This window comes from Paenibacillus sp. FSL K6-1230 (assembly GCF_038002385.1).
Classification (GTDB): Bacteria; Bacillota; Bacilli; order Paenibacillales; family Paenibacillaceae; genus Paenibacillus; species Paenibacillus massiliensis.
The window spans coordinates 1658160-1670805 of sequence record NZ_JBBOCK010000001.1 but is presented as its reverse complement, the minus strand read 5'-3'; the positions used below and the strand labels follow the sequence as shown (position 1 = coordinate 1670805).

The 12646-nt window shown below is 47.5% G+C and carries 13 protein-coding genes; 1 reads left to right on the top strand and 12 read right to left on the bottom strand.

The genetic code is table 11. The features are described from left to right. Positions 1-29: 29 nt before the first annotated feature. From MKX74_RS07335 to MKX74_RS07305, 7 genes are all read right to left on the bottom strand, one after another. Positions 30-665: a nitroreductase family protein gene (locus MKX74_RS07335; RefSeq protein WP_341177931.1), complete on the bottom strand. Its 636-nt coding sequence runs from the start codon at positions 663-665 to the stop codon at positions 30-32. Positions 666-841: 176 nt separating this feature from the next. Then, the gene (locus MKX74_RS07330) at positions 842-1237 is read right to left on the bottom strand and encodes an FxsA family protein (RefSeq protein WP_018886045.1); all 396 of its coding nucleotides are present in this window, start codon (positions 1235-1237) and stop codon (positions 842-844) included. Between the two features lie 4 nt (positions 1238-1241). Beyond that, entirely contained in the window at positions 1242-1724 is a 483-nt protein-coding gene (locus MKX74_RS07325; RefSeq protein WP_018886046.1) for an acyl-CoA thioesterase, read from the bottom strand. A 213-nt stretch (positions 1725-1937) separates the two neighbouring features. Then, a complete protein-coding gene (gene pstB / locus MKX74_RS07320) occupies positions 1938-2693 on the bottom strand; it encodes a phosphate ABC transporter ATP-binding protein PstB (protein WP_028592057.1) in 756 nt (251 codons plus the stop codon). 18 nt (positions 2694-2711) lie between these two features. Further along, positions 2712-3608, bottom strand: a complete 897-nt coding sequence (gene pstA / locus MKX74_RS07315) for a phosphate ABC transporter permease PstA (RefSeq protein WP_028592056.1) — start codon at positions 3606-3608, stop codon at positions 2712-2714. Further along, positions 3608-4522: a phosphate ABC transporter permease subunit PstC gene (pstC, locus tag MKX74_RS07310; RefSeq protein ID WP_025681349.1), complete on the bottom strand. Its 915-nt coding sequence runs from the start codon at positions 4520-4522 to the stop codon at positions 3608-3610. The genes pstA and pstC overlap by 1 nt, the downstream gene beginning before the upstream one ends. A gap of 104 nt (positions 4523-4626) precedes the next feature. Then, on the bottom strand, positions 4627-5565 hold the full coding sequence (locus tag MKX74_RS07305; RefSeq protein WP_018886054.1) for a phosphate ABC transporter substrate-binding protein PstS family protein: 939 nt from the start codon (positions 5563-5565) through the stop codon (positions 4627-4629). Positions 5566-5805: 240 nt separating this feature from the next. Here MKX74_RS07305 and MKX74_RS07300 point away from each other — a divergent pair, with 240 nt between their 5' ends. After that, positions 5806-6852, top strand: coding sequence for a LysR family transcriptional regulator (locus MKX74_RS07300; RefSeq protein ID WP_341177930.1), 1047 nt, complete (start codon positions 5806-5808; stop codon positions 6850-6852). A 193-nt stretch (positions 6853-7045) separates the two neighbouring features. Here MKX74_RS07300 and pyk read toward each other — a convergent pair whose 3' ends face one another. The 5 genes from pyk to MKX74_RS07275 all read right to left on the bottom strand — a co-directional run bounded on the left by pyk (position 7046) and on the right by MKX74_RS07275 (position 12646). Next, the gene (gene pyk, locus MKX74_RS07295) at positions 7046-8473 is read right to left on the bottom strand and encodes a pyruvate kinase (protein ID WP_018886056.1); all 1428 of its coding nucleotides are present in this window, start codon (positions 8471-8473) and stop codon (positions 7046-7048) included. A 118-nt stretch (positions 8474-8591) separates the two neighbouring features. Then, the gene (locus tag MKX74_RS07290; protein WP_341177929.1) at positions 8592-9620 is read right to left on the bottom strand and encodes a hypothetical protein; all 1029 of its coding nucleotides are present in this window, start codon (positions 9618-9620) and stop codon (positions 8592-8594) included. Further along, a complete protein-coding gene (locus tag MKX74_RS07285; protein ID WP_341177928.1) occupies positions 9617-10675 on the bottom strand; it encodes a Gfo/Idh/MocA family protein in 1059 nt (352 codons plus the stop codon). Before MKX74_RS07285 ends, MKX74_RS07290 begins: the two co-directional genes overlap by 4 nt. Beyond that, on the bottom strand, positions 10672-11079 hold the full coding sequence (panD, locus tag MKX74_RS07280) for an aspartate 1-decarboxylase (RefSeq protein WP_341177927.1): 408 nt from the start codon (positions 11077-11079) through the stop codon (positions 10672-10674). Before panD ends, MKX74_RS07285 begins: the two co-directional genes overlap by 4 nt. Next, positions 11045-12646, bottom strand: a complete 1602-nt coding sequence (locus MKX74_RS07275; RefSeq protein ID WP_341177926.1) for an amino acid adenylation domain-containing protein — start codon at positions 12644-12646, stop codon at positions 11045-11047. Before MKX74_RS07275 ends, panD begins: the two co-directional genes overlap by 35 nt.

Here is a 12646-nt window from a genome sequence, read left to right as displayed (position 1 = left end):
TTCCGGCCTCCCTCCTGCTAACCATCGTATTAATTAGGCGATTGGAATGAATTGATATTTACATACTGATTCACAGGCTTGCGATATCCGCGCGGACGCTCCTTGTCCTTCACACTTTTGCCGAGAGTAATCAGCATGACGGGTACATAACGCTCAGGAATTTCAAAGAGTTCCTGCACCTTTGCCGGATCAAAGCCGATCATCGGACATGTATCCCAACCATGATCCTTAGCAATCAGCATTAGCTGCATGGCGGACAGGCTGGCATTTCGAATAGCTTCATCACGCTGAAAGGCTTCCCCACCAGACTCATAGGCACGAGTTATATCTTCATTCTCCTGGTCATAATCCAGCTTACTGATCATGCCGAGATTCAGCATACCCACATTAATTTCACCCGCATGAAGATAAGCCTTCGTATCTCCAAGCACCACTATCGTAGCCGAAGCATTCTTCACTTTGTACTGCTTGGACGCTTGGTAGAGCTTCTCCTTGCTCTCCTCCGAAGTAGCAACAATATAATGAGAGTGCTGCAAATTAAAAGCGGATGGTGCATAGCGATTCAGCGAAAAGATCTGCTGCAGCTCTTCCTCCGATATCGGTGTATCTGGTACAAAGTTAACGGCTGACCGTCTAGTCTCAATTATCGTTTTCAAATCGCTCATATTCCTATCTCCTTTGAGATTCGTATGTAAGTCCCATTTGCCATATTCACAAATGTACGAAATATCACATTAGTACATTATGTATATTTGTTATTATAATACACAAACTTATTTTTTGTAAGTAGTTTTTAAAATTTTTTTTTTCATTTTGTCAAAAAAAAAAATTCGGCAGCTTCTTAAAAGCGCCGAAAAAAAGTGATGTTGCCGTTTTTCATTTTCTTCTCCACCCATTTGTAGAGCAGCATTCGATAGATGGGTCGGGTCAACGGGAACACCACCGTAAATCCAATGATATCCGTAATGAAGCCAGGGATTAGCAGCATCGTACCACCGATAAATACACATAAGCCATCCAGCATCTTATTGCCAGGCATTTGTTGACGATTAATAGCGCGCTGGGCATCTGCAATGACTTTGCGTCCCTCGAACTGCATCATAGCTACACCAATGATACTCGTGAACAGCATCAGTAGAATGGTCTTGCCTGCACCGATCTGATTACTGAGCCAGATGAATCCATACAGCTCAGCGGCGGGGATCAATAACATTAGCAGCCAAATTGGTCTTAACATGCTCTTATTCCTCCCCTTCCTTATATAATGCGAGTAATTGCTCATACACCTCGGGCAACCGTTTATCCAATCGTACCGGCTTCCAGTCCTGGCTTAGCCAAGCATGAGATGTCTCTCCCGTGACAAGCAGCTCGCCTTGTTCTCTAGGTAAGGAAGGCTCATTCTGATCCATTATACGCTTTACTTCATATTGATAGGTTAGTCGTAATTTCGACATATCCTTAATTCGTGTATAGACAACGATACGGTCATCATAACGTGCCGGCTGGCGATAGTGAACAGCCAAATCAAGCACTGGAAGCAACACACCCTGTTCCTCCAGCATACGGTAGGTCAAGCCGGCTTCTCTTAGCATTTCAGTTCGTCCCGTTTCGAACCATTTTACATAATTGGCATGATATACGACAGCCATCTGATCAGTCTCAGCGTAATGCACACGCAGTTCAACCGAAGACCACCGTCCCCCCTGTTCTCTTTCTTCTGTCATGTCGTCCCTCTCCTGTTCTTGGTCAAGCTGCGCTTGTTCTCTCATTACATAGCTATGTATCCATTAAACCATATTTGCATGCCAGGAACAAAATAGCTAATAAGAATGACGCCATAAATTCTATGAACTTAAAGACGGAATAGGCCAGCCAGAGAGAAGCATCTGACTGACCTTATATAACAAACAGGCCACACCAAAGGCGGCCTGTCTCATTTAACCAAATCGACCCATAATATATTCCTGGGTCAGCTCATTTTCGGGATTCGTGAACATGTTCTTGGTATTGTTCCGTTCGACGAGTGTACCGATGTAAAAATACGCCGTAAAGTCAGAAATCCGCGCCGCCTGCTGCATGTTATGAGTCACGATTACAATTCGCAGATCCTTCTTCAGCTCTGTAATCAGCTCCTCAATCTTACCTGTCGAGACAGGATCGAGTGCAGATGCAGGTTCATCAAGCAGCAGAATGCTCGGGTTGACCGACAGTGCCCGCGCGATGCACAGACGCTGCTGCTGTCCGCCAGACAGAGCAAGCGCCGAATCATGAAGTCGATCCTTAACCTCATCCCACAAGGCGGCCCGACGAAGACTGCTCTCCACAATCTCATCCAGCTGGCTCTTCTTCTTGACGCCACGGTAGCGGGGTCCGAAGGCAATATTGTTATAGATGGATTTGTAGAACGGATTCGGCTTCTGCCATACCATTCCGATCTGCTGACGCAGCTTGATGACGTCGGTAGACGGATCGTTCAGATCCTTCCCGTCCATCCAGATATGCCCTTTGGTATGAGAAGAGGCAATTTCGTCGTTCATCCGGTTAAGTGAGCGCAGGAAAGTGGACTTTCCGCAGCCAGAAGGGCCGATTAGCGCCGTCACGGTCTGCGCAGGGAACTCCAGGCTGACCTTTTTGACCGCTTCAAATTGTCCATAATATATACTTAAATCTTCAGTACTAAAGGGTTGTGCCATCGTATTGTCATCCTTTCTTTAATCCATGCGCTTGGCTGCTGTAAGCTTTCTGTAGACTACTTTACCGATAAATCGAGCGGAGAGGTTGAACACCAGCACGAGAATAACGAGAACTGCAGATGCTCCTGCAGCGATCTGTGCTGAATCGGGTGCTACACCCTCACTGTTAACCTTCCAGATATGAACGGCAAGTGTCTCCGCAGGACGCAGCGGATTAATGGGCGACCGTGGGCTCAGTGGATTCCAATCCGTGAAATCTAATGGAGGTGTCGTCATACCTGCTGTAAAGAGCAAGGCAGCCGCTTCCCCGAAGATTCTGCCTGCAGACAGGATTGTACCTGTCATAAGACTTGGCAGTGCTGCTGGCATCAGAATGGAGGTGATGATCTTCCACTTGGACAAACCCAATGCGAGACCCGCTTCCTTCTGCTCCTTCGGTACAGCCCGCAGCGCCTGTTCTGTCGTACGCACCATCAATGGTAGATTGAAGATCGCTAACGCCAGTGCACCGGACAAGAGAGAGAAGCCCAGGTTAAAGGTATTTACAATCAGAAGCAAGCCGAACAGACCAATTACAATAGAAGGGAAAGACGACAGCACCTCTACCGTAAGGCGGATAAAATCCGTTACCCGACCTGGTCTTGCATATTGTGCCATATAAATCCCTGCGCCCCATCCCAGTGGAATGGTGATCAACAAAGTCAGAATGAGCAAGAATACCGAGTTAAATAGCTGTGGTCCGATCCCGCCACCAGCTCGTAGTGTCTGAGGAGCGCTTGTCAGGAAGTCCCATGAAATATGACTGATTCCTCGATACAAAATATAACCGATGAGTCCTACCAGAATCGCTACAATGAGTAGAGCAAAAAAACAAATGACTACTGTGGCGACCTTATTTATCGTTTTTGCCTTCATCATGAAATTCGGTTTCTCCTTTCAAGCATTCTTACCAGCAGTACGAAGACAAAGGTCATGAGCAGGAGAACCAAAGCCATACTCCACAGAGCATTGTTATGCACCGTGTTCATAGCCGTATTGCCCATACTGAGGGTAATGACACTCGTCAGGGTAGAAGCTGATTCCAGCAGGGATGTAGGCACATGCGGTGCATTACCAATAACCATCTGCACAGCGAGTGCTTCTCCAAAAGCACGTGCCATACCAAGAACTATACCTGTCAGCAATGCAGGCAGCATCGTCGGCACAACAACTCGTGCAATCGTCTGCCAGCGGGTTGCACCCAAGGCATAGGAGGATTCGCGCAATCCTTTAGGCAGTGATGCCAACGCATCAGCCATAATACTAGTAATAGTAGGCAAAATCATGATCGACAGAACCAGACAGCCCGCCAAGATGCCGTTCCCTTGACCACCAAAAATATTACGCAGCAACGGAACAAGTACAGACAGACCGATAAATCCGTAGACAACGGATGGAATTCCGGAGAGCAGTTCAATAGCTGGCTGCAAGATGCGCTTGCCAAATTTCGGCATAATCTCTGTCATGAATAGCGCGGCGCACAGACTAAGCGGGCTTGCGATCAAAGCCGCCAGTATGGTAACCAGAAATGAGCCTGTAATGAACGGCAGTGCACCAAATAGCTTCGGCTCTCCATCCGGTGCCCATTTGGAACCGAAGAAGAAATCTTTAATACTAACACCATTCACATAGAAGGTGGCCACTCCCTTAGAAGCGACAAAGTAAACTATAGAGATGATAACAGCAATCAGAAAAACGACACAAACCGACGTCAATAACCGGCCGGTCCATTCTTCCCAAAAGTGTTTTTCTTTCCATCTTACGTCTTGGGCTTGTTTATTTTGTTCCATGGATGCCTTCCCTTCATATCACATCGTATACCGTCTTATAACCGAAGAATAGAGGCGGAACTATTCCGCCTCTTCTTCGTTATACGATCCAGATCAAAGCCGGATTATTTGTTGGTGACATTTCCGTCTACATCACGTGATACTTTCATACCGCTCATCGGGATGTAGCCAAGATCAACAACATCGGATTTTTGAATTTCATCGGACAGGATGTAATCCAGGAAAGCTTTTACGTGTGGAGCAGGCTCACCTTTAGTGTACATGTGCTCATAAGCCCATACTGGATATTCACCGGATTCTACTTTTTCTACAGTAGCTTCAACACCATCATATTTCAGAGCAGTTACTGTGTTGTCCAGGTAAGACAGTGCAAGGTAACCAATAGCGCCTGGAGTTTCAGCAACCAGCTTTTTTACTGTACCGGAAGAATCTTGTTGAATGGAGCCTGGAAGATCTTCAGTTTTTGTGCCCAGAGCGTACTTCTCGAAAGTAGCACGTGTACCGGAGCTGCTAGGACGGTTGATGATTACGATCTCTTGATTCGCTCCACCAACTTCGCTCCAGTTCTTGATTTTACCAGTGAAGATACCAACCAGTTGGTCCTTAGTCAAGCCGTCCACGCCAACTTGTGGGTTAGCTACTGCGGACATTGCTACTACTGCTACCAGGTGGTCAACCAGCTCATCTGCGCCAGTTTCCAGCTTTTCTTCAGCAAATACGTCAGAGTTACCAATATCCGCTTGTCCGCCGGATACTTGTGTCAGACCCGTACCACTACCGCCGCCTTGAACTTGTACAGAAATATTTTTATACTCTTCTACAGCCATGAACTTCTCTGCAGCCTGCTCTACTAGCGGCTGAAGTGCACTGGATCCTACAGCCAGAACGTTACCGCTAAGCGCTGGTGTCTCCGAGCTGCTGCTTGCGTTGTTTGCTGGTGTTTCTCCCGCACCTTGACTCGCGTTGTTCGTGCCTGATCCGCATGCAGCCAGCAGGAACACCATAGTTAGAGTCATCAGAATGAACGGCCATTTTTTCAACATTGTACTTGTCCTCCCCTTAATAAGTGACGGTTTTTGTTTATTCCCATCAGCACTTCTACATTGTAGAAATCGAATGTTAGGTTAAAAACATCGTTTTGTAAAAATAATATTAAATAATCATAGATAAATTATTCTTTTGTATATAGAATATCTATGTAACTTCGTTTTTCACTATCATCCATTGAAAACTTTGGGGTTATCAGGAAATGAATATTTCACACATGAGGTGTACACGGATAGATGAATATACTCAAATTACAGATTCTTGTCCTCATCGACAAATATCATAAAGTAACGGAGGTCGCACAGTCACTGAAGCTGAAGCAACCAACCGTGTCCTTTCACATGAAAAAAATGGAGCAGGAGCTTGGAGTCCGCTTATTCGAGATCGGCCGCGGAAGGACAAGTCTCACAGGTGCTGGCAAGGTGCTGCTCAGCTATGCGAAGCAGATTACCACGCTGGAATCATCCGCCAGACAGGCGTTAAAGGACTACACTACTCAACATGCAACTCTAATACGAGTAGCTGCTGAGGATATTCCCGGTAATTTTATATTACCGACACTTATTGCGAATTATTCAGGCAGGTACCCCGCAGCAACTGTGAAGCTGATGGTCCAGACAAGAGAGAACATTCTGTCGATGCTGGCTGCCGGAGAGGTTGACATTGGATTCACACACGAGCAACCCGATGCTTCCCTTGGTCTTAGTTCAAGCATCATTCTGGAGGACGAGATTGGTATTATACAAACTGTGAATGATCACACTGGGAAGGCTGCAGTGGATTCTTACAATAGGGAACATAGAGCTACTGAGGATCAAGGTAGAGAGCATCAGACCACAGAGCACAGCAGCACTGAACGCGGGATTATGAAGTCTCCGATTACAGAACAATGGATTGAGGAGCAAATGAAGGCGGACCGATTAATCGTTCAGGATGCTAGCAGCCAGCTAGGTCAGTTCACGCAGCGCTGGTGCGAGTATCGGGAGCTGAGCTACAACGCTGGACTAGAAATGAACTCCACTCAGGCACTGGCCGGCATGGTGCAGAGCGCTAACCTGATCTCCTTCTATCCACGCATCGCTTCATCCCAACTGCCACAAGCAATCAACTGGCAAGCGATATCAACGGGACAGGGAACCAATCGCTCGCCATTGTATCGCTATCAGGTATGGATGCATAACCGTGCAGAGTCGTTAACACCAGCAGGTGAGCAGCTTACAGCCCTGATCAACGAGTGGAGCAAGCAGAGGCTTGAGCAGGAGACCGTAGCCCATCCTGGATGAATCCGATTTTGATGCCGTCTTGCATTACAGATGACTAGGAGCAGGGCCTCTACTGCCAGATCGTCCGAGGGTGCAAACTACCGTACGCAAAAAAACGCCCCGGCGTAGATTTCTCTACTGCCGGGGCGTTCCCTGAAGTATTCAGTAATTATGCAATTTACGGACCAGATTCATTCGTCTAATGTGCCCAGTCTTATACGTCAGCTGCAACTTGGCTGATCTTGATCAGGTTCGTAGATCCGGAGCGTCCGAGTGGAACACCTGCTGTAATGACTACCAGGTCGCCATCCTTCACAAGTCCGGATTTCAGGCCGCCCTCCATCGCATTGTTGAACAGCGCATCCGTTGTATCACAAGCGTGTCCTTCTACTGCTACTACACCCCATGTCAGAGCTAGACGACGCATCGTCTTCTCATCGGTAGTAACAGCCACGATTGGAGCTTCTGGACGATATTTGGAGATCATGCGTGCTGTTGTACCTGATTCTGTGGAAGTCAGGATTGCTTTGGCGTGCAGATCCAGTGCAGAGATCGCTACGGATTGGCTGATCGCTTCAGTGATGCTGATCTCTTGAGCTGTTCTTTGCTTCTTGAACAGTTGACGGTAATCCAGTGCAGACTCTGCTTTCTCAGCAATACGAGCCATAGTCAGTACAGATTCAATCGGATACTTACCAGCAGCTGTCTCACCGGAGAGCATGATAGCATCAGTGCCGTCGAAGATTGCGTTCGCTACGTCACTTGCCTCGGCTCTTGTCGGGCGAGGATTGCGTTGCATGGAATCCAGCATTTGTGTAGCCGTAATAACCGGCTTGCCAGCAACGTTACATTTTTCGATCATGCGTTTTTGTACGAGTGGTACTTCTTCCGCAGGAATCTCTACACCAAGGTCACCACGAGCTACCATCAGGCCATCGGAAGCTTCCAGAATTTCATCCAGGTTATCCACGCCTTGTTGGTTCTCAATCTTGGAAATAATCTGAATGTGTCCTGCGTTGTGCTTCTGAAGCAGTTCACGGATTTCGAGCACGTCACTAGCTTTGCGCACGAAGGAAGCAGCGATGAAATCAACTCCCTGCTCAATTCCGAACAGAATATCATTGGCGTCTTTCTCGGTGATTCCTGGCAGAGAGATGTTTACTCCAGGTACGTTAACACCTTTCTTGCTCTTGATCGTACCGCCATTAACAACGAGACATTTAATCTCAGTAGATGCAACCTCTACAACAGTGAGTCCAATCAGACCATCGTCGATCAGAATCGTGGAACCAGGCTCAACATCGGAAGGAAGATCGGCATATGTGATCGAGATGCGGTCTTTGTTGCCCAGAATTTCTTCCGTGGTCAGTGTCACATATTCGTCCTGAACCAATTCAATTGGTTCAACTTCAAGCTTTCCAGTCCGAATTTCTGGTCCCTTTGTATCGAGCAGAATAGCAACATTCTTACCAAGCTCTTTGCAAGCCTGACGGATGTTTTTGATCCGGTTGCCATGCTCCTCGAAATCACCGTGGGAGAAGTTCAGACGGGCTACGTTCATTCCTGCCATGATGAGCTTCTTCAGATTCTCCAAAGACTCACTGGAAGGTCCGATCGTACATACAATCTTTGTTTTGCGCATTGTGGGTTTCCTCCGTTTTCTTCAAAAAGGTCTGTCTTTATATCTTTTTCCAACAATTAAATCTACTATACTTTTACCCATTTGTATAGGCATACGGTCACTTTTTTATCAAATCAGGTTACAGTTTTCCAATACATTCCTGAATAACCTGTGCTTCACTCTTTCGAATGCCATCAAGGTTATGTCTTATTAGTCTTATATACTCTTCTTTACGCTCGATTTGATATTTTAAGACCAGTTGCTCGTTCACCAGACATTTGATACGCATTTGCTCCAGTATGTCCAGCCAAGCTGGCTCACAGTGTAACCCATACTTTGCGGCAAGATGCTTCATTAGCATGATCAGGACTGCCTTATGATTGCTCAGCTGATGGAAGGGCCGAATGTCAAGCTTAATGCCCGCTGAAGCCCCTTGATTCAGATATCCTACTAGCCAATCGTAGATACCAATCCCGTATACAGTGCGCGATACATCATAATTCTGGTGCTGGAAATGAAAGCCGAACACGTTGTCATCGACAAAGCTGTCGTTCATCTGAAGAACATGCTTACAGCTGGAGTCCAGATAGTCCATAAGTAATTGCTTTATTCTCCGCGTATCAATATAGTATTCTCTCATTTTACTCATATTAAACAGTAATATATTAAAGACTTTCTCCTGTAACATCTTCTCTCCACTCAAGCATCGAGCCTGCTCCACTTCACTATAGGACAGCTCCAGACAGCCATATTTCCCATTTGTAAAATTATCTGCAGCAGCAAACACCCCGCGCTCTTCATCATATCCATAGACTAAGGCGACATCATGGAGAAAATGCTGACGCTGAAATCTACCGCTATCCCGGAGAAAGTAATGATCCAAGAACATGAATATGTACTTCTCTTCACAAATCCAGGCAGACATCTGCTCAATAAGCTTCGTCTCCAAGGCCTGCTGACTGATAATCTCCAGCTGCTCTCCCAGCTTTGCTCTCTCCACTACAGCATATTTCAGGACATTATTGCTTTTTACATATAAAAAAATGCTGTTCATAAGCATCATCTCTTGACCAGAAGCGTGGGTCTGCAGCACGGCTGTAAGTCCAGCTGAAGAGCTATAGCAGTTGTTAACGGGCGGGAACTGTATCGGGAGTATCTTCCTGCTCATAGATTGCACCAAGAATCTTCCGACGCGGACTGGTAGGCTGCCTTCACAATCCGCAAAGAGCATAGTCCCTCTTCCCCTGGCGCAATCAAGGGCTTGCCTTCCTGAATGGCATCAATGAAATTCTGTGTAATCAGTTGATGTCTCTCGAACTTCTGATAGGACACCGGGGTGGACTGTTCAACATACTGCGGCTTGGCGAACATATCCTGCTCGTGCTTATTGAACACATCGTCTGCTTGCGCTAATTGGGTAAATTGGAGAATGTCCTTCTCGATTACAATTTTGCCCTCAGAGCCAATAATCTCCAATCTATTGGTTCCTGGATATTCCGATACAGAGCTGATGAAGAGTCCCGACGCCCCATTGGCGTATTCCGCATAGATAGTTGCCTCATCCTCCACCTCAATCATCCGATGCTTGCCACAGTAGATGAAGGCACGAACACGGCTAGGCATCCCGCACATCCATTGCCACAGATCCAGCTGGTGTGTCGCCTGATTGATCAGGATCCCTCCCCCTTCACCGCGCCAGGTCGCTCTCCAGCTATTCGAGTCATAATAGCGCTGAGTGCGGAACCAATCCGTCACAACCCAGTTCGTTCTTCGCAGCTCGCCTAGCTTCCCTTGCCTAATCAACTCTCTGGCCTGCTGATAGATCGGGATGGTCCGCTGGTTGAACATCATGGAGAATACAATCCCTCTGGCCTGCGCCTCTGCATTCATGGCAGCTACCTCTGCCACGTCAATGCCTGCTGGCTTCTCTAGCAGCACATGTAGATTACACTTCATCGCATACGTCGCAATCTCAGGATGGCTCACATGGGGGGTAGCCACCAGTACAGCGTCTAACTCCCCGGATTCGAGCATTTCCTTATAGTTGGTGTACAGCTTGATCTCTGTCCCGTATTGCCCACTCAGCTCTTGCATCACCTGAAGATTATGATCACAGACTGCTGTAAGCCTACAGCCCGTGATTTTGTTCTCAAATAAATACTTCATGTGCTTGATGCCCATGCTGCCAATACCCACGACACCCATTCGTACGAGGCCGTTCATCGCTTCTCACTTCCTTGTGCAGGATAGAACTCTCCATGTATTTCCTTGTTCTGTAGCTGCTCAATACGATTGCCGTGGCCCATAAAAGCAATGATGGGTTCGTGGGATTTTGCTGCTTGCCGCCCCATATAAGCATAAGAGATGATGATAACTTCATCTCCGGGCTGCACCAGTCTTGCTGCCGCTCCATTCAAGCAGATGACTCCACTGCCTCGCTCACCAGCAATAACATAGGTCTCCAAGCGGGCACCATTGGTGTTATTTACTACCTGTACCTTTTCATTAGAGAGAATCTCCGTTGCATCCAGGATGGCCTGATCAATAGTAATGCTACCAACATAATGAAGATTTGCCTCCGTCACCGTCGCCTTATGTATTTTCGACTTCATGACTGCAATATACACGGTAACCCGCTCCTTTCAATTGTTTTCGATCAACTTTGCCATTATGGTTCAACGGTAAGGCATCTGCTCTATGAAACGACCGAGGGATCATATAATGCGGGAGCTTATCCTTCAGGAATGCTCTCCATTGCTCGCCTGACACAAGCTCCTGGCTGATATAGAGAGCGAATAAGAAAGGCGTGTGTGCTTGATCATCCACACCTGACACAGCATGTGTAACCAAAGGATGCAGCAGCATTGCCCTTTCAATCTCCTCAGGCTCTATTCTCCGTCCTTTGAGCTTAATTTGATGGTCTACCCGTCCAACAAAACAAAGGTTACCGTCTGCTTGCCTGCGTACCAAATCTCCCGTCTTGTACACCCGTAGCTGCTTCTGCTGATACTCATATACTAGGAAGCGGGCTGCTGTCTCCTCAGCATTTTGAATATATCCCCGAGCAAGGCATTCTCCGGTAATGTACAGCTCGCCTGTATGGCCATCTTCAATCGACTTACCGTGCTCGTCTAGAATCAAGGGCTCCGTATGACGAAGGAACGCTCCGATATGAATCTCCTCCGCATTCGTGAGATTGCCGGCAGCTACCCACACGGTCCCCTCTGTAGGCCCATATACATTGTAAATTGTAGCCTCTGTCAGCTCCTGTAGCTGGCGCAGCAAGGGGAGCGGGAATGGCTCTCCACCGACCAGGATCATTTTCACTTGGCGGATATGCTCCCGAACACGCTCAAAGCCCAGCAGCATCGACATAGCCGAGGGAGTCATCTGAATGAAATCAATTTGCTCTTCTGCAATGAGCCTTCCCAGTAACAACGGATTCTGGCGATGCCGATCTTCAGCGATGATCACGCGTTTACCCATTGTCAGCGGTAGTATAGTTTCAACCATGAAGATATCGAAGGACATCGGTGCAAGACACAGGAACGTATCAAGATGTTCGAAATCTATGGCTGCACGGAAATCCAATATGAAATTGAGCAGCCCCTGTCGCGTAATCATGACCCCTTTGGGCAGACCCGTCGAGCCCGAGGTATACATGACATAGGCAAGCTCCTCCGGAGCCTGAGCTGTGCCCGGACAATTTGGACAATTCGATGCCGATCTCGCCTCTAGCTGCTCCATTTCCCGATAATGAAGAATGATCGCGTCGGCCCGAAGCTCGTCCACATTCGGAAAGCCCTCATCCATCAGTAAAAATGGAGCTTGCGCATTATCCAGCATATACGCAACCCTGGCAGGCGGCAATTGAGCATCAATCGGAAGGAAGGCTGCACCCGACTTCATTACACCCAGCATCGCAATGAGCATTTCCGGGCCCCGGCGGGTCCATATGCCAACAAGGTCAGCAGGGTTTACCCCTGATTGCAGCAAAGCATGGGCCATATGCTCCGAGGCCTCATCCAGTTCACGATAGGTCATCATGCTCCCCTGGAATTGGACAGCAATACGCTCCGGGTGAGACTCCACTTGTAAGGCTAGTAGCTCTAATAAAGAGACCTCCAGTTCAGCACACAGCTTGCTTGCATTATCTACGAATGGATTGTTGGATGTAGCGGGAATCTGAGCCAT

Bases quoted from the DNA above. Each gene is read 5' to 3' on its own strand.
- MKX74_RS07335 (WP_341177931.1), bottom strand. From the start codon at position 665: ATGAGCGATTTGAAAACGATAATTGAGACTAGACGGTCAGCCGTTAAC.
- MKX74_RS07330 (WP_018886045.1), bottom strand. From the start codon at position 1,237: ATGTTAAGACCAATTTGGCTGCTAATGTTATTGATCCCCGCCGCTGAG.
- MKX74_RS07325 (WP_018886046.1), bottom strand. From the start codon at position 1,724: ATGACAGAAGAAAGAGAACAGGGGGGACGGTGGTCTTCGGTTGAACTG.
- pstB (WP_028592057.1), bottom strand. From the start codon at position 2,693: ATGGCACAACCCTTTAGTACTGAAGATTTAAGTATATATTATGGACAA.
- pstA (WP_028592056.1), bottom strand. From the start codon at position 3,608: ATGAAGGCAAAAACGATAAATAAGGTCGCCACAGTAGTCATTTGTTTT.
- pstC (WP_025681349.1), bottom strand. From the start codon at position 4,522: ATGGAACAAAATAAACAAGCCCAAGACGTAAGATGGAAAGAAAAACAC.
- MKX74_RS07305 (WP_018886054.1), bottom strand. From the start codon at position 5,565: ATGTTGAAAAAATGGCCGTTCATTCTGATGACTCTAACTATGGTGTTC.
- MKX74_RS07300 (WP_341177930.1), top strand. From the start codon at position 5,806: ATGAATATACTCAAATTACAGATTCTTGTCCTCATCGACAAATATCAT.
- pyk (WP_018886056.1), bottom strand. From the start codon at position 8,473: ATGCGCAAAACAAAGATTGTATGTACGATCGGACCTTCCAGTGAGTCT.
- MKX74_RS07290 (WP_341177929.1), bottom strand. From the start codon at position 9,620: ATGAGCAGGAAGATACTCCCGATACAGTTCCCGCCCGTTAACAACTGC.
- MKX74_RS07285 (WP_341177928.1), bottom strand. From the start codon at position 10,675: ATGAACGGCCTCGTACGAATGGGTGTCGTGGGTATTGGCAGCATGGGC.
- MKX74_RS07275 (WP_341177926.1), bottom strand. From the start codon at position 12,646: ATGGCTCAGATTCCCGCTACATCCAACAATCCATTCGTAGATAATGCA.